This window comes from Actinoplanes subtropicus (assembly GCF_000721705.1).
GTDB lineage: Bacteria > Actinomycetota > Actinomycetes > Mycobacteriales > Micromonosporaceae > Actinoplanes > Actinoplanes subtropicus.
Genome location: NZ_JOJL01000007.1, coordinates 148,701 through 173,099, shown reverse-complemented (window position 1 = coordinate 173,099; position 24,399 = coordinate 148,701). Strand labels below are relative to the sequence as shown.

Annotated in this window: 16 protein-coding genes; 12 read left to right on the top strand and 4 right to left on the bottom strand. The window is 73.6% G+C overall.

Annotated features, from left to right (window positions below; all coding sequences use genetic code 11):
- Positions 1–23 precede the first annotated feature (23 nt).
- Positions 24–1,976 carry a DUF3492 domain-containing protein gene (locus IH26_RS0111405; RefSeq protein WP_245665107.1) on the bottom strand — a complete coding sequence of 651 codons (1,953 nt, stop codon included), beginning with the start codon at positions 1,974–1,976 and terminating at the stop codon, positions 24–26.
- A gap of 638 nt (positions 1,977–2,614) precedes the next feature.
- Here IH26_RS0111405 and IH26_RS0111400 point away from each other — a divergent pair.
- From IH26_RS0111400 to IH26_RS0111390, 3 genes are all read left to right on the top strand, one after another.
- Positions 2,615–2,809, top strand: coding sequence for a hypothetical protein (locus tag IH26_RS0111400; protein WP_020518001.1), 195 nt, complete (start codon positions 2,615–2,617; stop codon positions 2,807–2,809).
- A 206-nt stretch (positions 2,810–3,015) separates the two neighbouring features.
- Positions 3,016–6,597 carry a chromosome segregation protein SMC gene (smc, locus tag IH26_RS0111395; RefSeq protein WP_030436122.1) on the top strand — a complete coding sequence of 1,194 codons (3,582 nt, stop codon included), beginning with the start codon at positions 3,016–3,018 and terminating at the stop codon, positions 6,595–6,597.
- A gap of 5 nt (positions 6,598–6,602) precedes the next feature.
- The gene (locus IH26_RS0111390) at positions 6,603–7,214 is read left to right on the top strand and encodes an HAD family hydrolase (RefSeq protein WP_030436121.1); all 612 of its coding nucleotides are present in this window, start codon (positions 6,603–6,605) and stop codon (positions 7,212–7,214) included.
- Here IH26_RS0111390 and IH26_RS0111385 read toward each other — a convergent pair.
- Both IH26_RS0111385 and IH26_RS0111380 read right to left on the bottom strand, forming a co-directional pair.
- Positions 7,211–7,732 carry a DinB family protein gene (locus IH26_RS0111385; protein WP_030436120.1) on the bottom strand — a complete coding sequence of 174 codons (522 nt, stop codon included), beginning with the start codon at positions 7,730–7,732 and terminating at the stop codon, positions 7,211–7,213. The genes IH26_RS0111390 and IH26_RS0111385 overlap by 4 nt on opposite strands.
- Positions 7,729–9,399, bottom strand: a complete 1,671-nt coding sequence (locus IH26_RS0111380; protein ID WP_030436119.1) for an alkaline phosphatase D family protein — start codon at positions 9,397–9,399, stop codon at positions 7,729–7,731. Before IH26_RS0111380 ends, IH26_RS0111385 begins: the two co-directional genes overlap by 4 nt.
- A gap of 146 nt (positions 9,400–9,545) precedes the next feature.
- Between IH26_RS0111380 and ftsY the strand changes: the two genes are divergently transcribed.
- From ftsY to IH26_RS0111345, 7 genes are all read left to right on the top strand, one after another.
- The gene (gene ftsY, locus IH26_RS0111375; RefSeq protein WP_030436118.1) at positions 9,546–10,691 is read left to right on the top strand and encodes a signal recognition particle-docking protein FtsY; all 1,146 of its coding nucleotides are present in this window, start codon (positions 9,546–9,548) and stop codon (positions 10,689–10,691) included.
- Positions 10,692–10,729: 38 nt separating this feature from the next.
- Positions 10,730–11,527, top strand: a complete 798-nt coding sequence (locus tag IH26_RS0111370) for an aminoglycoside phosphotransferase family protein (protein WP_030436117.1) — start codon at positions 10,730–10,732, stop codon at positions 11,525–11,527.
- Positions 11,528–11,702: 175 nt separating this feature from the next.
- The gene (locus IH26_RS0111365) at positions 11,703–13,064 is read left to right on the top strand and encodes an ammonium transporter (protein ID WP_030436116.1); all 1,362 of its coding nucleotides are present in this window, start codon (positions 11,703–11,705) and stop codon (positions 13,062–13,064) included.
- A gap of 35 nt (positions 13,065–13,099) precedes the next feature.
- Complete coding sequence (locus tag IH26_RS0111360) at positions 13,100–13,438, top strand: P-II family nitrogen regulator (RefSeq protein WP_020517993.1); 339 nt, start codon at positions 13,100–13,102, stop codon at positions 13,436–13,438.
- Positions 13,439–13,449: 11 nt separating this feature from the next.
- On the top strand, positions 13,450–15,708 hold the full coding sequence (locus tag IH26_RS0111355) for a [protein-PII] uridylyltransferase (protein WP_030436115.1): 2,259 nt from the start codon (positions 13,450–13,452) through the stop codon (positions 15,706–15,708).
- 45 nt (positions 15,709–15,753) lie between these two features.
- Positions 15,754–18,186, top strand: a complete 2,433-nt coding sequence (locus tag IH26_RS0111350; RefSeq protein WP_030436114.1) for a glycosyltransferase family A protein — start codon at positions 15,754–15,756, stop codon at positions 18,184–18,186.
- A gap of 62 nt (positions 18,187–18,248) precedes the next feature.
- Complete coding sequence (locus IH26_RS0111345) at positions 18,249–19,235, top strand: O-methyltransferase (RefSeq protein ID WP_051807969.1); 987 nt, start codon at positions 18,249–18,251, stop codon at positions 19,233–19,235.
- Positions 19,236–19,370: 135 nt separating this feature from the next.
- Here the strand turns inward: IH26_RS0111345 and IH26_RS62790 are convergent, their stop codons facing one another.
- Positions 19,371–21,656 (bottom strand): glycosyltransferase, encoded by a 2,286-nt coding sequence (locus IH26_RS62790; protein WP_051807967.1) that lies wholly within the window; start codon positions 21,654–21,656, stop codon positions 19,371–19,373.
- Positions 21,657–21,768: 112 nt separating this feature from the next.
- Here IH26_RS62790 and IH26_RS0111335 point away from each other — a divergent pair, with 112 nt between their 5' ends.
- Together IH26_RS0111335 and IH26_RS0111330 are read left to right on the top strand one after the other, a co-directional pair.
- On the top strand, positions 21,769–23,781 hold the full coding sequence (locus IH26_RS0111335; protein ID WP_030436111.1) for a glycosyltransferase: 2,013 nt from the start codon (positions 21,769–21,771) through the stop codon (positions 23,779–23,781).
- Complete coding sequence (locus IH26_RS0111330) at positions 23,765–24,367, top strand: hypothetical protein (RefSeq protein WP_030436110.1); 603 nt, start codon at positions 23,765–23,767, stop codon at positions 24,365–24,367. Before IH26_RS0111335 ends, IH26_RS0111330 begins: the two co-directional genes overlap by 17 nt.
- Positions 24,368–24,399 lie beyond the last annotated feature (32 nt).

The following is a 24,399-nucleotide window of genomic DNA, read 5'->3' as shown; positions in this document are numbered from 1 at the left end:
CGCGGCCCGGTGTGGGGTGGTCGTCACAGTGCTGCGCCTCCGTCCGGCGCGGGCGGCCATTCGCCGGGCGCGACCCCGGCGAACGCCGGCCGGGGCGGGAAGACGTCCAGGGCGATCGGGGTGGCGCTGGCGATGTGGCTGATCGGCGGCAGGGTGACGGTCGGCTCGTGGCCGCCGAGCATCGGGCCGCCGGGGCCCTCCAGCGCGGTTCCAGCGTCGTCCGGGCGAATGGCGTCGTCCCCGCGAATGGCGTCGCCGCCGCCAGTGGCGTCTGCCCCATTGACGGCGTCTGCCCCACTGACGGCGTCTGCCCCATTGACGGTGTCGGCCCCACCGGCGGCGCTGGCCCTGTGGAAGGCGTCTGCTCCGCGGAGGGCGCCGGCCCGACTGGTGGCGCCGGCGCCGCGGACAGCGGCTGCCGCACCGTTGGCCTCGTCCGCGCCGACGGCGCCGGCTCCGCGGATGGCGCCGGCCGTGGGCGCCGGACGGTCGGGTGTGGTCAGCCAGCGGAGGGTGGCCGGCAACGCGGTGCGCGGCGCCGGCACGGCCAGGGTCAGCTCGAACGCGCCCGGTGGCGGGGGCGCGCCGAGATCGCGGTAGAGCGCGTCGTAGACCCGTACCACCCGGTCGGTGGTGAAGTGCAGCAGCGCCCGCTGCCGGGCCGCGTCGCCGAGTTGGCGGCGGCGGTTCGGGTTGCGGAGCAGGCCGACGACGGCGATCGCCAGCTCGGCCGGGTCGTCCGGCTGCACCAGCACGCCCGCGTCGCCCAGCGTCTCGGCGGCCGGGCCGACGTCCACGCCGACCACCGCGCGGCCGGACATCATCGCCTCGATCAGCCGGTACGGTGGGTCGGCCGGCCCCGGCACGTGCGCCACCACGTGGCCGACCGTGTACCGGTCGCGCGGGTCGGCCGGCAGCGGGTGCAGCCGGACGGCCCGGCCCAGCCCGGTGCGCTCGATCTGCTCGGCGCAGTGGTCCTCGTGCGCGGGAGTGACCCCGACCAGGTGCAGCACGGTCCCCGGCTGGGCCGCCGCGATCTGCTCGAAGGCGGCCAGCAGGGGGGTGAGGCCGCTGTCCGGGCCGCCGCTGCCCGCCCACACCACGGCCGGTTCGGTGTTCAGCTCGGCGGTGACCGGATACTCCGACGGGTCCACGCCGGCCGGCACCTGCACGAGCCGGGTCGCCTCGGCGCCGTGCCGCAGCGCCCAGCCGTGGTGATACGCGCTGAGCGGGGCGATCAGTCCGGCCTCGGCGTACCCGGTGCGGGCGACCGCGGCCCGGAACCGGCGCAGCACCACCCGCACCGCCGGCGACAGCCGGTCCTCCGCCGGCTTGTGCCGGGCGACCGGCGCCCGCGCCTCGGTGAGCAGCAGCGGCACCCCGGCCCGCCACCGCCCGGCCAGCGCGGCCAGCAGCGGCGTCGTCCCGCCCACGCAGTGCACCAGGTCGGTCTCCGGCAGTTCCACGGTCAGCGCTCCGAGCGCGTGTTTGAGCAGCGTGGCGGCGGTACGCGCATCCCGGGTGGAGAGCCGCGGCAGTGGCGGCTCGGCCGACTCGGGCTGCGTCCGCCAGGCGTCCACCAGCAGGTCGGCCAGCGGCACCCCGGCCAGCGGGTCGGCCCGCTCGGCGGCGAGCTCGGCCAGCCCGCGCAGCCCGGTGGCGAACCGGCGCTCCTCGAGCAGCCCCCGGCAGAGCAGGTGGGCGGCGCCGCGGCCGGTCTCGTTGTGGTCGCCGCGGCGGCGCTCGCGCGGCGGCTCCCGGCCGATCTGGACGGCCGAGGCCGTGCCGACGTTGAGCGGCAGCGGGTACGCCGGCGCGGACGGCGGTTCGCGGTCCGTGACGGTCAGCAGGTCGAACCGGAAGCGGCGGAGTCCCTCGACGAGGGTCCGGCACCACCCACTCAACGCGTCCCGCCGGTACGGGTACCCGCCGCCGGTGAGCAGGCAGACGCGCTCGAGCGACGGGGTCGATTTCACGAAGGAGGCAACGACACAGCGCGGGAAAGTTACGAGACCCTGTCGGGTAGGCGACAGAATTACGCGACTTTTATCCGATTTGCCGCCTGATTTGCCCGAAATGGGCGGATGTCACCTCGACGGGAAGGAGCGTCCGCGGCCGCGCGCCACCCCGGGCCTGTCCCGTTGCCGGCTCGCCTGGCGAGGAGGGAGGCTGAGCCGGTCGGGCCGGAAGCGATGATCGAGATGCCGACGCTCATCGCCGGCGCGCGGCCGCGACGCCGTATAGCGCGGCTGACCGTATGCAGTGGGAGCGCTCCGCGGCAAACCCGCTAAGCCAAACGTAAGGCCAGGTAAAAGTGTCAAGGTGGCAAGATTCACTGGATGCGTCCGGGGGACGGCGGGCACACGGCTTGACGCAGAGTGGGTATCGGCGGACTATGGAGTTGTCGCCAGTCGCGCCCACTCATGCCTGGTTTCAGCGGTAACCCCAAGCCAGACATGGGACATCTGCACCTAAGAGCACTTTTCTAGGGTGCACGATTCTGTGCTCACGCGTGCCCGTGTGCATAGAAGTGTGGTGCAAGCTGGGCGCGCGATGTGAGAGCGCGCGGTTTCAACAACACCCAAGAAGAAGCAGTGCTTCTCAAGGAGTCACCATGGCGAAGGCCCTCTTCGGCCACGTAGGTGCGGCGCCCGATCGGCGCCTGCTCGACGAGGTCACCCGACTGCGTTCCAGGGTGCAGGCTCTGGAGTTCGAGGTCACCCGCCTCCGGGCGGAAAATGATCGTCTGGCGGCCGCCGCGGCCGAGGCGGACGACATCCTGCGGCTGACCGAGCCCGCGCTGACCTGAGCTTCATCCGGCCGCCCACCGGCGGCCAAATCCCCCCTCAAGCACCTATAACGCATCTCAAACAGCGCGCCTCCACGTCGTGGCGGCGCGCATCCTTTTGTCCGATTTGCAGGGCGACGCCCCGTGTGAGCGCGGCGTGCCGAGCCGCCGGGCCGGGGTACGGGTAGCCTGCACCCCAGTACTACGTCGCCGACCCTCGGAGATCCGTGCACCTCAAGAGCCTGACGGTCAAGGGCTTCAAGTCCTTCGCCTCCGCCACGACGCTGCGCCTGGAGCCGGGCATCACCTGTGTGGTGGGCCCCAACGGCTCCGGCAAGTCCAACGTCGTCGACGCCATCGCCTGGGTCCTCGGCGAGCAGGGCGCCAAGGCGCTGCGCGGCGGAAAGATGGAGGACGTCATCTTCGCCGGCACCGCCGGCCGGGCCCCGCTGGGCCGCGCCGAGGTGACGCTCACCATCGACAACAACGACGGCGCCCTCCCGATCGAGTACACCGAGGTCTCGATCACCCGGCGGATGTTCCGCGACGGCGCCAGCGAGTACGAGATCAACGGCAACGCCTGCCGCCTGCTCGACATCCAGGAGTTGCTGAGCGACTCCGGCATCGGGCGGGAGATGCACATCATCGTCGGCCAGGGCCGGCTCGACGCCATGCTGCACGCCAAGCCCGAGGACCGCCGCGCCTTCATCGAGGAGGCCGCCGGCGTGCTCAAGCATCGCAAGCGCAAGGAAAAGGCGATCCGCAAGCTGGACGCCATGCAGGTGAACCTCAACCGCCTGACCGACCTCACCGGCGAGCTGCGCCGCCAGCTCAAGCCGCTGGGCAAGCAGGCCGAGGTGGCCCGCCGGGCGGCCGGCATCCAGGCCGACCTGCGCGACGCCCGGCTCCGGCTGCTCGCCGACGACCTGCACACGCTGCGCACCACGTTGGACAAGGAGATCGCCGACGAGTCGGCGATGCGCGAGCGGCGCGAGCAGGTCGAGGCGGAGAACCGCGAGATCCAGCGGATGCTCGCCGACCTGGAGGCGGCGCACGCCGAGGACGCGCCGCTGCTGCAGGCCGCGCAGGACACCTGGTACCAGCTGTCCGCGCTGCAGGAGCGGTTCCGCTCGACCGAGCAGCTGGCGAGCGAGCGACTGCGGCACCTGGCCGCCACGCCCGACGACGAGCGCCCCGGCCGGGACCCGGACCAGCTGGTCGCCGAGGCCGAGCGGGTCCGTGAGCAGGAAGAAGAGCTGCGCGAGGCGCTCACCGACGACCAGATGCGGCTGGCCGAGGCGGTCGAGCAGCGGCAGGAGCTGGAACGGCAGCTGGCCGCGGCCGAGGGTGCGCTGCGTACGGCGGCCAAGGCGATCGCCGACCGGCGCGAGGGGCTGGCCAAGCTCACCGGCAACGTGAACGCGGCCCGGGCGCGTACCGAGGGCGTGGCCGAGGAGATCGAGCGGCTCGCCGCCGCGCACACCGACGCGCTGATGCGGGCCGAGGCCGCGCAGGCCGAGGTGGACACGGTCGCCGCGGAGTCCACCGAGGCCGATCGGGACAATGTCGAGCTGGACGAGCGGCACGCCGAGGCGGTCGGCGCGCTCGACCGGGCCAACGCGGTGGTGCGCGAGCTGAGCGACGCCGAGCGGGCCGCGGAGAAGGACGCGGCCAGCTGGAAGGCGCGCGAGGAGGCGCTGGCGCTCGGCCTGCAGCGCAAGGACGGCGCGGGCGCGCTGCTCGCGAAGTCGGCCGAGGTGCCCGGCCTGATCGGCAGCCTGGCCTCGATGCTGACGGTCAAGGGCGGCTACGAGGGTGCGGTCGCCGCCGCGCTGGGCACGCTGGCCGACGCGGTCGCGCTCACCGGCGTGGACGAGGCGATCGAGGCGATGCGTACGCTCAAGATCGCCGACGCCGGCCGAGCCGCGCTGGTGGTCGCCTCGCCCGCCGGCCCCGGCATGCGCGGCTCGCTGGAGAGCCTGCGCCCGCAGCTGCCCGAGGGCGCCGTCTGGGCGCCCGAGGTGGTCGAGTGCCCCGAGCAGGTGCGGCCCGCCCTCAACCGGGCCCTGCGCGACGTGGCGCTGGTCGCCGACCTGGGTGCCGCCGCCCGGGTGGTCGCGCACAACCCCGAGCTGCGCGCGGTCACCCCGGATGGCGACGTGCTCGGCGTGTTCGCCGCGGCCGGCGGCTCCGGCAAGGCCACCAGCTACATCGAGGTACAGGCCGCGGTCGACGAGGCGAAGGCGAACCGGGCCGTCGCCGAGGAGACCATCCGCGAGGTCAAGGCCCAGCTGGTCGACGCGCGGGCCGAGGTCGCCGAGCGCAAGGAGGCGGTGAACGTCGCGGCCGCCGCCAAGCGGGCCGCCGAGGGCGAGCGCAACGCCGCCGCCCGCCGGCTGGCCGAGCTCGGCGCCGCCGCCCGCTCGGCCAAGGCGGAGAGCGAGCGGCTCGGCGCGGCCCGGCAGAAGGCGGAGTCGGCCCGGGAGACCGACCTGATGCGCCTGGCCGAGCTGGAGGAGCGGCTGTCGCTGGCCGAGTCCACCCCGATCGACGAGGAGCCGTCCACCGAGGAGCGCGACCAACTGGCCGCGCTGGTGCCGCAGTCCCGGCAGAACGAGATGGAAGTACGCCTCGCCGTCCGTACGGCCGAGGAAAGGGTTTCTTCGATCGCCGGCCGGGCCGATTCGCTGATGCGGCAGGCCAACGCCGAGCGGCAGGCCCGGGAACGCGCCGCCGCCCGCCGCGCCGCCCGGGCTCGCGGCGCCGAGATCGCCAAGGCGGTCGCGCTCGGTGCGGCCACCGCGCTGGTCCGGGTCGAGGTGTCGCTGGCCGCGGCGGTCGAGGCGCGCGACGAGCTGGCCCAGGCGCGCACCGCCCGCGAGGCCGAGTTGCAGGAAGTACGAGCGAGCGCGAAGCGCCTGGTGTCCGAGTTGGAGCGGCTCACCAGCGAGGTGCACCGGGACGAGATGGCCCGGGCCGAGCAGCGGATGCGCATCGAACAGCTGGAGGCGAAGGCCGCCGAGGACTTCTCGCTCGACGTCGAGACGCTGATCAGCGAGTACGGGCCGAGCCAGCTCGTGCCGCCCAGCGCCGCGGAGACGGCGCAGGCGGAGAAGGACGGCAAACCCGTACCGGAACCGACGCCCTTCCACCGGCCCACCCAGGAGAAACGGGCCAACAAGGCCGAGCGGGACCTGCAGCTGCTCGGCAAGGTCAACCCGCTGGCGCTGGAGGAGTTCGCGGCGCTCGAGGAGCGCTTCAAATTCCTCTCCGACCAGCTGGAGGACCTGAAGGCCACCCGCAAGGACCTGCTGACCGTGGTCAAGGACGTCGACGACCGGATCCTCGAGGTGTTCACGTCGGCGTTCGAGGACACCGCCCGCGAGTTCCAGACCGTCTTCCAGGTGCTGTTCCCGGGCGGCGAGGGCCGGCTGGTGCTGACCGACCCCGAGGACATGCTCACCACCGGCGTCGAGGTCGAGGCCCGCCCGCCGGGCAAGAAGATCAAGCGGCTGTCGCTGCTCTCCGGCGGCGAGCGCTCGCTGACCGCGGTGGCCATGCTGTGCGCGATCTTCCGGGCCCGCCCGTCGCCCTTCTACATCATGGACGAGGTCGAGGCGGCCCTCGACGACGTCAACCTGGGCCGGTTGATTACGCTCTTCGAGCAGTTGCGGGAGCGTTCGCAGCTGCTGATCATCACGCACCAGAAGCGGACGATGGAGGTCGCGGACGCCCTCTACGGCGTCACGATGCGCGCCGGCGTCACGCAGGTGATCAGCCAGCGACTCAAGAAGGAAGTCGAGGACTAGTCAGCATGTCGCGCGAGCGCGCCCAGGCCCTGCTCATCGACCTGGACGGCGTGCTGCGCCGCTGGGACCCGGCCCCGATGATCGCCGTCGAGATCGAGTACGGCCTGAAGCCGGCCGCCCTGCTGGAGACGGCGATGGAGTGGGACATCTACCGCCCGGCGATCTCGGGCGAGCTCACCGACGCCGAGTGGATGCGGCTGGTCGCTTCTCGATTGCCGCTTCCCGAGGACAAAGCGACCGAGGCCGTCGCCCGTTGGCAGTCGTACCGCGGCGAGGTGGATCCCGAGGCGTTGGCCTTCGTGCGTGACGTCCGCGCGGGCGGCCGCAAGGTCGGCATCGCCACCAACGCGACCGACCGCCTGCGGCCCGACCTGGATGCGCTCGGCCTCACCGACGAGCTCGACGTGGTGGTCAGCTCCTGGGAGCTGAAGGTCCACAAGCCGGCACCGGAGTTCTTCGCCGAGGCGGCCCGCCTGATCGGCGCGAAGCGCGAGCACGTCCTCTTCGTGGACGACGACGACCGGGTGATCCGTGGCGCGCGGGCCGCCGGGATGTCCGCCTACCGGTGGAGCGGCCCGCACCACGTGGAGCTGCTCAAGAAGGCGCTCGACCTCTAATCGCCGGTGGTGCCGTCGAGGCGTTCGCGGATGAGGTCGGCGTGACCGTTGTGGCGGGCGTACTCCTCGATCATGTGGATGTAGACCCAGCGCAGGCTTATCGTGCTGCCCCGGTTGGTGGTGAACTCGTGGTCGAGCGGGAGGTCGGCCACCGCCTTGTCGGCCGCTTCGATCTCGGCGTCGAAGGCCGCGAAGTTGGCCTCGGCGTCCGCCTCGGCCACGTCGTCGAAGTCGCCGTCGTCGTTGCCTTCCGGGCAGTAGAGGTCGGGCAGGGTCTGGCCGGCCGCACGGATCCGGAACCACCAGCGCTCGACCTCGGTCATGTGGCGGACCAGGCCGAGCAGGGTGAGGTTGGACGGCTCGGTGCTCGCCGTCTTGAGCTGCGGCGCGGTCAGGCCGGCGCACTTGGTCAGCAGGGTCTGGCGGTGCCGGTCCAGCCAGCCCTGCAGCATCTGCCGCTCGGGGCCGGTGAGGGGCTCGCGCTCGCGATTCGGTGTGGGTGCGGTCCAAGTAGTCATCGAGGGTCATCCTGCCGGGGATAGCTCACCTCGGCGACCGAAAAAAGCTCGCCGCCCTTGGCGGTGCCCTCGACCCGGACCGTGGCGGTCCGGCCGTCCAGCCGCAGTGTGCTCACCGCGTTGCCGAAGTACGGGCCGGCCAGCCGCTTCCAGCGCCACGCGGGAGCGCGCACGCCGGCGGCGCGGGCCATCGCGCGTACGCCCCGGGCGGCCAGCCGCGACCAGCTGAACCGCATCATCGGGCGCATGAAGGCCGGCACCTGGTTGTGCACGGGGGAGCAGGTCAGCTGCATGACCGGGGTGCGGGTGCCGAGCTCGGCCTCGGCGACGTACGAGTGGTGGACGTCCCCGGACAGCACGCTGATCGTCGCCGGCGGCCGATATGCGCCGCCGGCTCCCACCCGGTCGCCCAAGGCAGGGTCACCCTCGCCAAGCCGCCGGAACAGCTCGCCGAGCGCCGCGAACGAGCGGCCGAACGCGGCCCAGTGCTCGAGGTCGAACGTTCGCCGGATCCTCTCGGCCCGGGCCGCCACCCGGGGCTGGGGCGAATCGGCCCGGCGCTCGTTCCACGCCTCCAGGTGGTGGATCGCCGGCGGCATCAGCCACGGCAGGGACGACCCGACGACCAGGTGGTCGTAGTCGCCGTGCGCCTGGTCGAGGAACCACTGCCACTCGGCGGCCGGCAGCATCTCGCGGGCGCCGGGGGCGAGCACCCGGTTGCACCGGCTGTCCAGCATCACCAGGCGGGTGCGGCCCAGGTCGAGGGCGTAGCTCCAGCGGTACCTGTTGACGTCGGCGGTGTCGACCGTACGGCCGAAGTCGTGCAGCAGGACCGTGGCGTCCTCGGCCGTGCTCACCTTCTGATAGAGCGGGTCGGCGGCCAGCTCGTCCGGGGAGAGGTTGCCCAGGTGCTGGTAGACCCAGTAGGAGGCCAGCCCGCCGGCGATCCGCTCGGACCACCACGGCTCGGCGGCCATGTCCGCGCGCCAGGACTCCGAGGTGTTCCAGTCGTCGATCAGCTCGTGGTCGTCGAAGATCATCACGCTCGGTACGGTGGCGAACAGCCAGCGGATCTCCGGGTCGCGCCACGACTCCAGGTACAGCTTCGTGTACTCGTCGAAGGTCACCACCTGGTCGGCCGGGCCCTGCTGGCCGGCCGCCCGGCGGTGCTTGAGGAAGCGTTTGACCTTGGCCGAGGTGTTGTCCGCGTACACCTGGTCGCCGAGCAGCACGATCAGGTCCGGGCGGGTCGAGGGGTCGGTCATCAGCCGGCGGGCGTAGGCGTCCAGCGCGTCCGGAGGCAGGTGCCGGGCGGACGAGCTGGGTGTTCCCTCGCGGCACGATCCGAAGATCAATCGGACCGGGTCGTCGCCCTCTTCCGCCGGGCGGGTGCTGATCTCCGATGGGGGGTACGCCGAGCCCGGCGCCGGCCAGAGCTCGCGGTCGTCCACGAGCACGCGATAGGGGCTGCTCGTGCCCGGGACCAGGCCGGTGACCACGATCAGGGCGTAGTGATGCCCGTACGCCGAAAAGGTCTTCGCGGACCCGGAACCGCCGCCCTCGACCTCGACCCGCACGGTGGCCGCTGCGGTGGTCTCCACCCAGACGGTCGCGCTGGTGCCGACGACGCGCCGCAGGACGGGGCCGACTAGAAGGTGTGCAGTCATTCAGCTCAGGCCTTCAGTCCGATCATGAGTGGTGGGCGGGGCGGTTGGACGGCGATAGGGGATCTCATCTTTCAACAGATGTGCCGGATGTCGCCACTGCGCGGCCCGAGCCACGCGCGGACGGCTCGTCTGTCAGGATTTGAGCCATGGAATACGTGGTCGCCGCAGTCATCCTGCTCGTGGTCCTGGTGGCCGGCGTGGCCGGCCTGGTGGTGCCCCGCCTGCGCCGTCGTGAGCTGCCGCCTCCGGGGGAGGCCCCGACGACCACGATCGAGCGTCCCCCGGCCGATCTCGTCGTTCCCGAGGCGGAGGAGGAGCTTCCTCCCCTGATCGTCGAGGAGAAGCCGGCGGTCGAGACGCCGGAGCCGACCGCCGGCCGGCTCGTCCGGCTCCGCGCCCGGCTGGCCCGCTCGCAGAGCGTCCTCGGCCGCGGCCTGCTCAGCGTGCTGTCCCGCGACCACCTCGACGACGACGCCTGGGAGGAGATCGAGGACAGCCTGATCTCGGCGGACGTCGGGGTCGAGGCCACCCAGGTGCTGGTCCAGCGGCTGCGCGAGCGGGTCCGGGTGCTCGGCACCCGCACCGTGGCCGAGGTGCGGGCGCAGTTGGCCGAGGAGCTGACCGCGGCGCTCGAGCCCGAGCTCGACCGCAGCCTGAAGACCGCCCCGCACGACGGCCGCCCGGCGGTGGTGCTGGTGGTCGGCGTGAACGGCGCCGGCAAGACCACCACCTGCGGCAAGATCGGCCGGGTGCTGATCGCCGACGGGCGGAGCGTGCTGTTCGGCGCGGCCGACACGTTCCGCGCGGCGGCCGCCGACCAGCTGCAGACCTGGGGCGAGCGGGTGGGCGCCGAGACCGTGCGCGGCCCGGAGGGCGGCGACCCGGCCAGCGTGGCGTTCGACGCGGTGAAGCGCGGCATCGACACCGGCGTGGACACCGTGCTGATCGACACGGCCGGCCGGCTGCAGAACAAGGTCGGCCTGATGGACGAGCTCGGCAAGGTCAAGCGGGTGGTGGAGAAGCACGGCCCGGTCGACGAGACGCTGCTGATCCTGGACGCCACGACCGGACAGAACGGACTCGAACAGGCCCGGGTGTTCACCGAAGTGGTGGATGTGACGGGCGTCGTGTTGACCAAGCTGGACGGCACGGCGAAGGGCGGCATCGTCATCGCCGTGCAGCGCAAGCTGGGCATTCCCGTGAAGCTGGTGGGTCTGGGCGAGGGGCCGGACGATTTGGCGCCCTTCGAGCCGGCGGCGTTCGTCGAAGCATTGCTTGGCTCCGACGGTTAGTCTCGGAGACTACGTTGCTTGAGGCAAGGGAGACGTGGGTGGCGCAGGAGCCGGTGCGCGAGATTCCGCTGCACGGCGGCAACGTCAGCACGGTCTCGCGAATCGGGGACACCGTCCGGCGAAACACCGGGCCGTGGACCCCGGCCGTGCACGCCCTGCTCAACCACCTGGAGCGGGTGGGCTTCACCGGCTCGCCGCACGCGCTCGGCGTGGACGAGAAGGGCCGCGAGGTTTTGTCGTATCTCGACGGCGAATGCGGCGAGTACCCGCTGGCCCCGCACTGGGTGACCGAGGAAGCGCTGGTCACCGTGGCGACCATGTTGCGGATGTTCCACGACGCCCAGTACGGTTTCGCACCGCCGCCGAACGCGATCTGGCGCTCGTTCGGGCCGCCCCCGCCGGACACCGAGGTGATCTGCCACCACGACGCGGCGCCGCACAACGTGGTCTGGCGGCCGGACGGCACGCTGGCCCTGATCGACTTCGACCTGGCCTCGCCGGGCGCGCGGATCTACGACGTCGCGTACGCGGCCTGGACCTGGGTGCCGCTGTTCAGCGATCGCGACTCGTACACGCTGGGCTGGAAGCGGCCCAACAGGCCGCGCCGCCTGCGGCTGTTCGCCGACGCGTACGGGCTGATCCCGCGCGACCGGCACCGGCTGGTCCGCACGATCCGGAAGCGGATCGTGGACCACGTCGAGGGCATCCGGCGGATGGCGGCGGCCGGCGATCCGGCTTTTGTCCGGATCGTGCACAAGGGTCACCTCCGGCGTCCGATGCGTGATCTCCGGCTGCTCGACTACGAGCGCCACACCCTGGAGTACGCCCTGCGCTGAGCGCGGGCTGTGAGAGTTTCTTCACACGTACGAAACAAGCCGTCACCTCCCGGAAATCGCGCATGGACTGTGCGTGAAACAGCGGAGCGGAAGGCTCTCGCCACGAACCGGCCGACAGGCGATGGCGCCTCCGTAGGTCGTGTGGAGGACTTACACATATCCGAAGGGAGGCGGCGTGCACGTCGACACCGGCAATACCGCATGGTTGCTTCTGTCGTCCGCGCTCGTTCTGCTGATGACCCCTGGCCTGGCGCTGTTCTACGGCGGCCTGAACCGGTCCAAGGGCACGCTTAACATGATGATGATGAGCTTTTCGTGCATCGGGCTCATCTCCGTACTTTGGGCACTTTATGGCTGGACCCTCGCGTTCGGTACGAACAGCAGCACCGGTTTCAACAAGATCCTGGGCAGCTTCACCCAGTACCTCGGCACCGGCACCAGTTGGATCGGCGAGGAGTGGAAGGTCGCCGGGACCGGGACGGGCATCCCGACCTACGTCGTGATGGCGTTCCAGATGATGTTCGCGATCATCACGGTCGCCCTGATCAGCGGGTCGCTCTCGGACCGGCTGAAGTTCGGCGGCTGGGTCCTCTTCGCGATCGGCTGGTTCACCATCGTGTACGTCCCGGTCGCGCACTGGATCTGGGGCGGCGGCTGGATCGGCGCCAACCTCGGCGCGCTCGACTTCGCCGGTGGTACCGCGGTGCACATCAACGCCGGTTCCGCGGCGCTGGGCGTGGCGCTGGTGCTCGGTAAGCGGATCGGCTGGCCGCGGGAGAACATGCGGCCGCACAACGTCCCGTTCGTGGCGCTCGGCGCCGGCCTGCTGTGGTTCGGCTGGTTCGGGTTCAACGCCGGTTCCGAGCTGACCGCCGACACCGTAGCCTCCGCCGCGTTCGTCAACACCCAGCTGGCCACCGCCGCCGCGCTCTGCGGCTGGTGCGCGGTGGAGTGGATCCGGGACGGCAAGCCGACGCTGGTCGGCGCCTCCTCCGGCGCGGTCGCCGGCCTGGTCGCGATCACCCCGGCCTGTGGTTTCATCCCGCCGCTGGCCTCGATCCTGCTCGGCATCGTCGCCGGCGCCGTCTGCGCCCTGGCCGTCAGCCTGAAGTACCGGTTCGGCTTCGACGACTCGCTCGACGTGGTCGGCGTGCACTTCGTCGGCGGGTGGATCGGCTCGCTGTGGATCGGCCTGTTCGCCACCTCGGGCGTGAACGCGGTCGTCACCCACAAGTCGCTCTTCTTCGGCGGCAGCCTCGACCAGCTGTGGCGTCAGTTCGTCGCCAGCGCCTCGGTCACCGTCTACTCGTTCGCGATCGCGGCGATCCTTGCGCTCATCCTCAAGGCCGTCAAGGTGCTGCGGGTCAGCGAGGACGCGGAGGTCGGCGGCATCGACATCTCCGACCACGGTGAGACCGCGTACGACTTCCAGCCGGTCGCGGGTTCCAGCGGCGGCGCGTTCGCGATCGCCGGCATCGGCGGCACGAAGGCCGACGCCGACGGCAAGGCCGACGCCAGCCAGAAAGTCGCCGGTTAACTACCCGTATGACTGCTCCGAGAGAGGGACTGAGCATGAAGCTGGTGACCGCGGTCATCAAGCCGTACCAGCTCGACGCGGTGAAGGAAGCGCTGCACGCGCTCGGCGTGACCGGCCTGACCGTGAGCGAGGTACAGGGGTACGGACGGCAGAAGGGCCACACCGAGGTGTACCGGGGAGCCGAGTACACCGTCGAGTTCCTGCCGAAGATCAAGGTCGAGGTGGTCACCGACGAGATCGACGTGGACAAGATCGTCGACGCCGTCGTCACCTCGGCGCGGACCGGCAAGATCGGTGACGGGAAGGTCTGGGTGACCGCCGTGGAGGAGGTCGTCCGGGTCCGTACCGGCGAGCGCGGCCTCGACGCGCTCTGATTACGACCATTATGTCCAGCGAGCCGCCGGCCCCGCCCTCAGTGCCGGCCGGCGGCTCGCTCGACAAACTTCGCGCGCACATCGGCGCCGCCGCCCGGGCCGACCGGGCCGCGGCGCTCGACGCGTGGCTGACCGCGATCTTCCCGAGCCACCTGCCGGGCGTCAGCCTGCTGGCGGTGGGCGGGCTCGGCCGGCGGGACTGCGCCCCGTTCAGCGATCTCGATCTGGTGTTGCTGCACAACGGCGCGGCCGGGATCGACCGGATCGCCTCCGCCCTCTGGTACCCGATCTGGGACGCCCGGCTCGGCCTCGACCACTCGGTGCGCACGCTGCCCGAGGCGCTGTCGGTCGCGCACGACGACGTCAAGGTCGCCCTCGGCCTGCTCGACGCCCGGCACCTGGCCGGCGACCCGGCGCTCTCCGGCGAGCTGATCGCGGCGGCGGGCGATCAGTGGCGGCGCACCGCCGTACGCCTGATGCCGCAGCTCAAGGAACTCACCACCACCCGCTGGGCGAGCCACGGCGAGCTCGCGTTCCTGCTCGAGGGCGACCTCAAGGAGGCGGCTGGCGGGCTGCGCGACGTCACCATCCTGCGCGGCATCGGCCGGGCCGGGGTCGCCGACACCATGCGCCCCGCGGTGCGCGCCGCCAACCTGCGCCTGCTCGACACCCGGGACGCCCTGCACCTGGCCGTCGGCCGCCGGGTCGACCGGCTGGTCGCCCAGGAGCGCGCCGCGGTCGCCGAGCTGCTCGAACTCGACGACGGGGACGCGCTGCTGCGCCGGGTGGCCGGCGACGCGCGGACGATCGCGCACGCGGTGGACGACGCCTGGCGGGCGGTGGACCGGCTGCGGGCCGGGCGGCGCCGGGGTGGTCCGGCCGGGTCGCCGACCCGCCGGCCGATCGCCCGCGACGTGGTGGAGCAGGACGGCGAGCTGGTGCTCGCGCGTACCGCCATCGGTCCGGTCCCGGACCCCAGCCTGTCGCTGCGGGTGGCCGCGGCCGCCGCCACCGTACGGCTGCCGATCGCCCGCGCCACCAGCGAGTGGCTCGCCGCGTTCAGCCCGCCGCTGCCCAACCCCTGGCCGCCGGCCGCCCGCGCCGCGCTGGTCTCGCTGCTCGGCTCCGGCCCGGGCCTGCTGCCCGCCTGGGAGACCTGCGACCGGTACGGGCTGATCGACGCGTGGCTGCCGGAGTGGGCCCGGATGCGCAGCCTCCCGCAGGTCCACCCGGTGCACCGCTTCACCCTCGACCGGCACCTGGTGCAGGCCGCCTACGAGGCCACCGCGTACGCCCGCGAGGTGGACCGCCCCGACCTGCTGCTGATCGGCGCGTTCCTGCACGACGTCGGCAAGGGATTGCCCGGCGACCACAGCATCGTCGGCGCCCCGATCGCCGCCGAGATCGCCACCCGGATCGGCCTGCCCCCGGCCGACGTCGCCACCATCGAGAAGCTGGTGCGGCTGCACCTGCTGCTGCCGGACGTGGCCACCCGCCGCGACCTGAGCGACCCGGTGACCATCTCCACGGTGGCCGGGAAGGTCGGCGACAGCGCCACCCTCGACCTGCTGCACGCGCTGGCCCGGGCCGACTCGCACGCCACCGGCCCGGCCGCCTGGTCGGACTGGAAGGGCCGGCTGATGGCCGAGCTGGTCCGGCGGGTGCACGCCGCGCTGGACAACGGCGAGCTGCCCGAGCCGCCGCTGCCCGACCCGGAACTGCTCGACGGCGACCTGCCGGCCGTGCACCTGGACGGCGACCGGGTGGCGGTGGCCGCCGCCGACCGGCGCGGGCTGCTCGGCCAGGTCGCCGCCTGCCTGGCGCTGCACCGCCTGGACGTGGTCGGCGCGAACACCAGCACGATGGACGGCCGGGCCATCGTCGAGTTCCTCACCCAGCCGCGGTACGGTTCGCCGTACGACCCGGTGGCGCTCGCCGCCGACCTGCGCCGGGTCGCCGCCGGGGACGTGTCGGTCACCCAGCGGGTGCGGGCCCGGGCGATGAGCGCCCGCGGCGGCACGGCCTCGCCCCGGGTGGTCTGGCATCGGGACGCGGCGACCGACGCGGCCGTGCTGGAGCTGCGCGCGGCCGACTCGGCCGGGCTGCTCTACCGGGTGGCGAGCGCGCTCGACGAGGCCGGCGCCGAGGTGCGCGCGGCCCGCATCTCCACCCTGGGCGGTGACGTGGTGGACGCGTTCTACCTGGTCGGTTCGTGGGCCGAGCAGGCCGAACGCGACCGGGTCGAGGCGGCGGTGCTGGCCGCCGTATGACCAGAGACGGGTAACCAAAGGCGGTGAAGGCGCGTTGGTCCGGGCGTGCTCGAGGCCCTGCTTGATGATCACATCGCCGCGCTCGGGCCGGAACTGCGGCTCGCGCTGACCGCCACGGTGACCCGCACCCGCTCGCGGGACGGGCGCCTGCTGCTGGCCCGGGCCGCGCTCGGCGATGCCCTGACGCTGGACGACCTGCTGGCCGCGGCCCGGGCCGGCGACCGCCGCCGGCTGCGGAAGGTCCGGCGGAAGGTGACCGCGTCGCTGCTGGCCGCGATCGCGCAGACGTACGCCCAGCAGGAGCTCGCGCCGGAGGACCGGGCAGACGCGCTCGCCCTCTACGAGCTGATCCGCCGGGCTCTGGGCGGCCGCCGGCTGAACCCGGCCAACCAGGCGCTGCACGTTCAGCTCGCGCTGGCCGACCTGGGTCCGGAGCGGGCCCGGGCGCTGCTGCGGGGCTACTGGCGGATCAAGGAGCCGGCGCTGGGCTGCCTGCGGGCCGACTTGATCAACCCGTACGCCGGGGACCGGCCGGCGGAGCCGTGGCTGCGGGCCTTCCAGGCGATGCTGCCGGCGCCCGGGCCGGTGGTCGGCGAGGGCGACGGCGCGCCGTTCGACCGGCTGGCCGCGCCGGCCGTCGAGCGGGTCGAGGAGGCGCACCGGGTCTCGGTGGTGGTCACCGCGTACCGGCCGGATCGGGGCCTGCTCACCGCGATCCGCTCGATCCTGGCGCAGAGCTGGGCGAACACCGAGATCGTCATCGTCGACGACGCGTCCCCGCCGGAGTACGACGAGGTGCTGCGCGCCGCGGTGGCCCTCGGTGACCGGATCCGGCTGGTCAAGCTCGCGGTCAACGGCGGCACCTACGCGGCCCGGAACGCCGGGCTGGAGGCGGCCGGCGGCGAGTTCGCGGCGTTCCAGGACTCCGACGACTGGTCGCACCCGCGCCGGCTGGAGCTGCAGGTGCGGCCGATGCTCTCCGACCGGCGGCTGGTCGCCACCACCTCGGACGGGCTGGCCGTCACCGACCAGCTGATGCTCAGCCGGCCGGGGGTGCGCAGCGGCCGGTTCAACCCGTCCTCGCTGGTCTTCCGGCGCAACGCGGTGCTCGGCAAGGTCGGCTGGTTCGACCGGGTGCGCAAGGCGGCCGACAGCGAGTACATCGGGCGGATCCAGGCGGCGTTCGGGGCGCGCCGGGTGCGGCACCTCGACTCGCTGCCGCTGGCGCTGATCCGGCTCAGCGCGAACTCGCTGTCCCGCTCGGAGATCAAGCCGAACTGGATGCACCCGGCCCGGGTCGCCTACAGCTCGGCGTACCTGCGCTGGCACGACCGGATCGCGGCGGGGGTCGCCTCGCCGGTACGCCCGGCCGACGGCTCCGGCCGGCCGTTCCCGGCGCCCGGCCACCTGCTCGGCGCCGACCCGTCCACGCCCGTCCGGTACGACGTGGTCATGGTCGCCGACTGGCGGTTCCTGGAGAGCCCGCAGCGGACCGCCATCGACGAGTTGCGGGCGCTGGTCGCGGCCGGCCTGCGGGTCGCCGTGCTGCAGCTGGAGTCGTTCCGGGCGGTCTACCTCAAGCGGCAGCCGATCTGCGCGCCGCTGCAAGACCTGATCAACGCGGGCGTGGTCGATCGGGTCGGGATCCAGGAGCGGGTCGAGGCCGCGCTGGTGCTGGTCCGGCAGGCCGCGGTGCTGCAGTTCGCGGGCGGCCTGCCGAGCCGGGTACGGGCCGGGCGGGTGGTCGTGGTCGCCGACCGGGCGCCGCGCCGGTCGAACGGCACCGACCACCGCTACCTGCCGGAGACGTGCACCGAGGTGGCGCGCGAGCTGTTCGGGGCGGAGCCGGCATGGGTTCCACAGGACCCGGGGGTGCGGGCCGCCCTGCGTACCGGTGAGGACCGGGACTTTCCCACCGCCCTCGCGCCCGGCGGCTGGGTCCCGCCGCGCACCGCCGCCGGCCCGGGACCCGCGCTGGCCGGCGCCGATCTCTGCGACGCCGCCAACTGGCCCGGCGACCCGGCCGAGACCCTCGCGGTGTGCCACCGGCTGCCCGGCGCCGACCTCCGGGTGCGGCTGCCCGACCGGCCGCGCGGCACGCTCGAGGTGCCGCTGCGCCCCACCTGGCTGGCGTACGAGGCCGGCGACCTCGACCCCCGCCCGTTCCTCCACCAGCTCGACTTCTACCTGCACTTCCCGCCGCCGGAGAGCGCCGAGTGGTACTCCCGGCCGGCGCTGGAGGCGGCCGCGATGGGCTGCGTGGTGGTGATGCCGGAGCGGTACGCCGGGCTGTACGGCGACGCCGCGGTCTATTGCGGCCGCACCGAGGTGGCGCCGCTGATCGAGCGCTACCGGGCCGATCCGGCGCTGTTCGCCGAGCAAAGCCGGAGGGCCCGATCGGTGGTCGCCCGCGCGCATGATCCGGCGCTGCTGGTGGAGCGGATCATGGCGATGCTTCCCGTAACGGCCGCGACGTAGGCTCCGTTGAGAAAAATGTGCCTTTAGGCGGTTTTTGGGTGGCGGGCGGGGTGGTTGGACGGGTGAAGGTGACGGCGAAGGTCAAGCGGCTGGTCAAGGCCCTCCTCGGGTTGTCCCGCCGGCAGGTCGCCGGCCTGCTGGCGACGGCGATCGTCGGCCTCGGGGTCGCGGTGGCCTCGGCCGCGGGGCAGTCCGCGCTGGCCACCAGCCTGCTCGCGCTGCTGCTGGTCGCCGTGCCGGCCGGGGTGATCCACCTGTCCCGCCGGCTCGGCGGGGTCGGCCGGGCCAACCGCGAGGCCGTCCGTGACCTGCGCGCGCTCGTCGAGCAGGTGCAGCGCCGGGTGATCGCCGCGGTGGAGAAGGAGCGGCTCGCGGCCGGCGACCGGCACCAGGAGCTGACCGAGGCGCTGTCCCGGGCCGAGCGGCTCACCGGGCGCGGCGCCGAACTGCTGCTGCGCGAGCAGACCCGCGAGGTCGAGGCGCTGTTCCAACTCTTCCAGCGGGTGACGCCGCGGGCGCCGATGCCGCCCGGCGGCGCGCTCAACCCGACCGACCTGCTCGGCCTGCACAACCTGGCGGCCGGCCGGCAGCCCGGGCTGACCGTGCTGCTCGGCGGGGGCGGGCCGGCCGCGGTCTGGCTCGGCTACGCGCTCGCCGAGGGCGGCCGGCTGGTCGCGGTCGAGCACGACCCGGCCCGGGCCGAGGCGACCCGGGACGCGCTGCGCGAGCACGGCCTGACCGGCGTCGAGGTGCGGCACGCTCCGCTTGCCGAGCTCACCGTGGACGGCCGGCCCGTCGACTGGTACGACGTCGACGCGCTGGACGGCCTGACCGGCATCGACCTGCTGGTGGTGGCCGGCGCCGACGGCGTGGCGCCGGCCCTGCACGTGCTCGGCCGGCGGCTGGCCGACGGCGGCGCGGTGGTGGTGGAGGCGCCGACGCACGTCGCGCCGCGGCAGGGCGGGTTCGGCCTGACCGAGCAGCGCCGGGTCAGCGGCCGCTGGACGGTGCTCGCTCATCCCGAAGCACCGGCCAAGGCCGCCAAATAAGAGCGGTCCCGCCGCGGGGGACGGCGGGACCGCTGGGCCGCGGGTACCAGGGGAGTGTCCCGGCGGCCGAGCCGGCGGGGGCCGGCTGCTCTGTTGTCCTACGCCGGCACAGATCGGTCGCCGGCCCGGGCGGGTTTACGAACGGGCCGGGTGCCCTTGGGTTGCCAACCGGGCGGCGCGCTCGGCGTACACCTCGTGGCCGTGGTGCCGGCGGACGAACTCCGGGCCGCGGGCGGCCTGGGCGCGCAGTGCCGGCTTGTCCTCGTGCAGCCGGCGTACGGTCTCCGCCACCTCGGCCGCCTCGCAGTAGACCGCGGCGTCGCCGAACGCGGCGGCGTACCGGGCCGGCAGCAGCACCACGCAACCGGCGGCGAGCGCGGCCAGCACGTCCGGTTCCGGGTCGGCGGGCGCGTCCGGGCGGGGCAGCGGCAGGTAGAAGTCGATCTGGTAGAGGAACGAGCGCAGGCTCACCTCGGCCGGGCCGTAGACCAGCCAGGAACCGGGGGCGCCGGGCCGTCCGAACGAACGCTCGGCGGTGCCGTCGGCATCCAGCAGGCGTACGTCCACCCCCGGGCCGTCCGGCAGTTCCGCCCGAAGGCGGTGCCACTCGGCCCGGCCGCCCCGGCAGCGCCGCCCGAGCACCGGCCGGTCGGCCCGCGGCCCGCGCCGGTCCAGGCGCCACTGCGCGGGGTCGACCGTGCCGGGCAGGTCGAGCGGGGTGAGCAGGTCGGCCGGGGCGCCGTCGGTGAGCGGGTCCTCGGCGAGCGCCTCGGTGAGCAGCCGGCGGCCGTCCGGCCCGGCCGGGGCCCAGAGCGGCCGGCGGCCGAACAGGCGGCGGCTGGACGCGGCCGCCGAGCGGGCGATGGTCGCCGACTCGATCACCACCCGCTGGGCCCGGATCCCGCTCGGCAGGTCGGGCGCGTGCTGCAGCACCTTGGGGGTGCGGCACACCACCAGCCGGGCCCGGACGTCGTCGGTGAGCTCGACCTGGGCCAGCTCGCCGAGGTTGATCAGCTCCTGCACCGCCGGGTCGAGGTTGCGCACGCCGTGCCGCAGGTGCGAGAGCACGTCCAGCTGGAGCAAGGCGGCGCGCAGGTTCCGGTCCCGCAGCGCCCGCAGCTGCCCGATGCCGGCCGTCCCGGCGCCCCCGGCCGCGGTCCAGTCCCCGGCCAGCACCACGTCGTAGGCCCGCGGCCCGCTCTCGCCCCGGATCCGGCGGGGCGCGGCGAAGGCGCGGGGCTGTCGTGGGTCGGCCGTCCCGTCCTTGACCCGTACGTGCCAGGCCTGGAACGCGGACAGGTACGAGCGGCGGGCCGGGTGCATCCAGCCTGGGCGGTAGTCGGCGCTGGACAGCGAATCGGCGGAGAGCCGGATCAGGGCCAGCGGGGCGCCGCCGAGGTGCTGGGTGGCGGCGCGGCCGAGGACGGCGCGGGCCCGCTCGACGTACTCGGCGTCGGCGCCCTTGCGGACCGGGTCGAGGTAGCCGACCCGGTTGAGCGCCGCCGTCCGCCGGATCATCAGCGAGGAGAGGTTGTACGACCGGGTCTGCTCGACGCCGACCCGGGTGAGCACCAGGTCCGGGGTGACCCGCATGCCCACCGAGGTGGTCGAGAAGACCGCGTCGTCGGCGAGCAGCGGGGCGATCTGCCGCTCCAGCCGCAGCGGGTGCGACCAGTCGTCGGAGTCCTGGAACGTGACGAAGTCCCCGGTCGCGGCGTCCAGGCCGGCGTTGCGGGCCACGTAGGTGCCGCCGTTGGCGACCATCCGGATCAGCCGGACCCGCGGGTCCAGCCCGGTGGCGGCGCGCAGGATCGGGTCGTACTCGGCCGGCGAGCCGTCGTCGACCAGCAGGATCTCGTGGTTGGTCCAGGTCTGCGCGACCAGCGAGCGGACCGCGGTGAGCAGCTCCCGGCCGGGCCGCCAGGTGGTGACGATGGTGGTGATCCGGCGGGGGTGGCCGATCCGCTGGGCCGCGCCGGTGACCAGCCGGTCGAGGGCCGGGCCGCCGCCCTCGGCCACCCGGCAGGACGGGTGCGGCAGCAGGCCGGTGAAGTCCCAGTTGCGGCCGGTCCCACCGGCGTGCGGATTGGCCAGGTCGAGCGTGACGGCGGTACGGATCGGCTCGGCGATCCCGGGGTACTCCGCCAGGAGGGCGGCCGCGAGCGTGCGATCGCCCACGGCGTACGCAATCTGGGTGTGCAGTCCTTGATGTTCCGGCGCGATCGTGCCGGCCCGCCGCAGCTTCGCCAGGATCGCCAGCGCCTCCGCCGGATCGTCCGGGCGCAGGTCCTGACACGCGATCACGCGGGCCAGCTCGCCGACCGGCCAGGGCTCCTCGGCGGCCGCGCGGGCCAGCGGCGCCCGGGCGGCGACCGAGCGGGCCTGCAGCGCGGCCACGGCGAGCGGGTGCGGTTCGTACATGCGCGTCCTCCTGGTCTCGGTGTTCTTAACGACCGAGAGGCTCGTCTTAACCACCGAGAGACTCGGGTGAATTGTCCGTATCGCCCCCTTGGTTCCTGTCGTTTGTCCTCGCGTGCCCCAGTACGACGTCGCCATCCTGTCCGACCTGCGGTACCCGGGCGGCAATTCCGCGAGCATCGTCGCCGAGGTACGCGCGCAGGCCGCCGCCGGACTGTCCACCGTGCTCGCCCACCTGCCGTCGCCGCACCTCAAGCACGCCCGGCCGTTCCAGAGCCGGATCGTCGCCTGCCTGCGCGACGGGCTCGCCGACCTCGCCCACGACGACGGCGCCGAGATCACCGCCCGGGTGCTGCTGATCCGCCAGCCGCGGATCTTCACCGAGGAACCGGCCGTGGTGCCCCGGATCCGGGCCGGGCACACCATCGTCGTGCTCAACCAGCCGCCCGGCGACGAGCGGCACGCCCAGTGCTACTACGTCTTCGACGAGGTACGCGAGCGGGTCGAGCGGCTCTTCGGCGGCGACGCGGTCTGGGCCCCGATCAGCACCCAGGTACGCGACAACGTGCTGCAGGTCGCGCCCTCGATCGCGCTGCCGGACACCGACTGGCACGAGATCATCGACGTCGCCGACTGGCAGGTCGAGCACCGCCGTGAGCCGGGTGCCGTCCCGGTGCTCGGGCGGCACGGCCGGCCCGATCCGGTGAAGTGGCCGCGCGACCCGGGTGAGCTGCTGCAGGCCTACCCGGACTCGCCGGACTTCAAGGTGCGCATTCTCGGCGGGGGCGAGATCGGCGTCCACCGGCTGGGCCGGCTGCCGCGGTCGTGGGAGGTGGTCGAGTTCGGCGCCGAGGCGCCCCGCGACTTCCTGGCCGGGCTGGACTTCTTCGTCTACTTCCACGACCCGGACTGGAAGGAGGCGTTCGGCCGGACCATCCTCGAGGCGATGGCCAGCGGGGTGCCGGTGATTGTCGGGCCGCACTTCCGGGCCATCTTCGGGGAGGCGGCGCTCTACTGCGAGCCGGCCGGCGTGCGCGAGGTGGTCCGCCGGCTGCACCACGACCGGGAGGCGTACGACTCGCAGGTCTTGCGGGCTCGGCGGTTCGTGGCCGACCAGTTCGGCAGTGCGTCGCACATCGCTCGGTTGGCGTCTCTCGGCGTGGTGTCCCGAGCGGGATTTTCCCCTAAGAAGCGACGTGCCCGAATTACCCGAGAAAGGCGGCGCGTCCTCCTGGTCGGCGATGACGTGGCTCGCTTCCGGGCGATCGCCCGGCGGCTCCCCGAGGGCCTCGAGGCGGTCGTGGTCGGCACCGCCAGCCTGGCCGAGGCGCACGCCGCCGGCCTGCTCACCGAGTACCTGCCGGGCGCCGCCGACCTGGGCGTGCCGCCCGCCCGCTGGCCCGGCTTCGTCCGCGACCGGCTGCGCCATCTGGTCGAGCTGTACCGCCCGCGGGCCGTGCTGGTCGGCGGGCTGCCGCACGACGGGATCCTCGGTGCGATCGAGGAGAACCCGGCGACCCGCTGGCTGTGGCTGCGCCCGGCGATGTGGCGGCGCGGCACCGGCGGCGAGTGGGCGGCCCGCGGACTGGCCTTCGCCGGCATCCTCGAGCCGGGCGAGTTCGCCGCGGCCGGGGACGAGGGCTGGACCACCACCGCCCGGCACGGGGTGTCCACGGTGGACCCGATCACCGACCTGCCGGACCGGGTCGTCCGGCGGGCCGGCGACTTGACGCTGCTCTGCCGGGGCGTCGAGGCTACCTTGCCCGGTTTCCGGGCCGTCTCAGCGATGGGGGCCGAGCTGGGCCGGGTCACCGTGGCCGTGTCCCGGGCCGACTACACCGGCTTCCACGAGCTGATCGGCGCCCGGGTGCCGACCGTCTTCGTGCCCGATCCCGCGGCCACCGACGACGAGCTGGCCCGCGCCCGGTTCGCGGCCGCCGCCGGGGTCGCCGCGTACGCCACCGACGACGGGTCGGCCGCCGCCGAGCTGCAGCGGCTCGCCGACCCGGCCGTCCGCGAGGCGCTCAGCCGGCGCTGCGCCGAGCTCTCCTTCGGCAACGGCGCCGGCGACGCGGCCAGCTGGCTGGCCGGATTCGCGAGGGAGGCCAACCGTGTCGGAACCCGATGACCTCGCGCTGGCCCGCTGGGAGGTGGCGACGCTGACCGGCCGGCTGCGCTCGCTGGAGGCCGAGCGGGACGCCGCCGTCGAGGAGCGCGACCGGCACCGGCGGCAGGCCGCGGCCCTGCGGGGCAGCCCGTCGTATCGGATCGGGCGGACTCTGGTCGAGCTGACCCGCGACCCGATCGGGCTGGCCGGCCGGGCGGTCCGGCGCATCCGGCACGGCCGGGCCACGCCGCCCCGGCGCCGCCCGCCGGCCGGCCCGGCGCCGGCCCGGGTCTACGTCGCGGTCGGCCTCGGCGGCCCGGCGTCGCACGCGCTGGTCCGGGCCCTGCGGCAGCGCATCGTCGTGGACGGCGACCACCTGCCGGTCCTGGTCACCGACCAGCCGGCGCTGCGCGGCCTGCAGGTGCCGGGCGTGGTGCTCGAATACCTGCCCGACCCGGCGACCTGGCGCCGGCACGACCCCGGCGCCGACTGGGAGACGATGCTGGCCGGCCGGATCGCCCAGCTCTGCCGCGACCATCGCGCGGCCGGCACGGTGGTGATCGATCCCCGGGACCCGCCGACGTTGGCGCGCCTGCTGAGTAACTGACCGCGCGGCGCCCTCGTTGGCCGCCTTGTGAC

Excerpts from the sequence above, each read along its gene's own strand:
- IH26_RS0111400 (WP_020518001.1), top strand. The coding sequence starts at position 2,615 with ATGGCGAAGGCCCTCTTCGGCCACGTAGGTGCGGCGCCCGATCGGCGC.
- IH26_RS0111390 (WP_030436121.1), top strand. The coding sequence starts at position 6,603 with ATGTCGCGCGAGCGCGCCCAGGCCCTGCTCATCGACCTGGACGGCGTG.
- IH26_RS0111385 (WP_030436120.1), bottom strand. The coding sequence starts at position 7,732 with ATGACTACTTGGACCGCACCCACACCGAATCGCGAGCGCGAGCCCCTC.
- IH26_RS0111380 (WP_030436119.1), bottom strand. The coding sequence starts at position 9,399 with ATGACTGCACACCTTCTAGTCGGCCCCGTCCTGCGGCGCGTCGTCGGC.
- ftsY (WP_030436118.1), top strand. The coding sequence starts at position 9,546 with ATGGAATACGTGGTCGCCGCAGTCATCCTGCTCGTGGTCCTGGTGGCC.
- IH26_RS0111360 (WP_020517993.1), top strand. The coding sequence starts at position 13,100 with ATGAAGCTGGTGACCGCGGTCATCAAGCCGTACCAGCTCGACGCGGTG.
- IH26_RS0111355 (WP_030436115.1), top strand. The coding sequence starts at position 13,450 with ATGTCCAGCGAGCCGCCGGCCCCGCCCTCAGTGCCGGCCGGCGGCTCG.
- IH26_RS62790 (WP_051807967.1), bottom strand. The coding sequence starts at position 21,656 with ATGTACGAACCGCACCCGCTCGCCGTGGCCGCGCTGCAGGCCCGCTCG.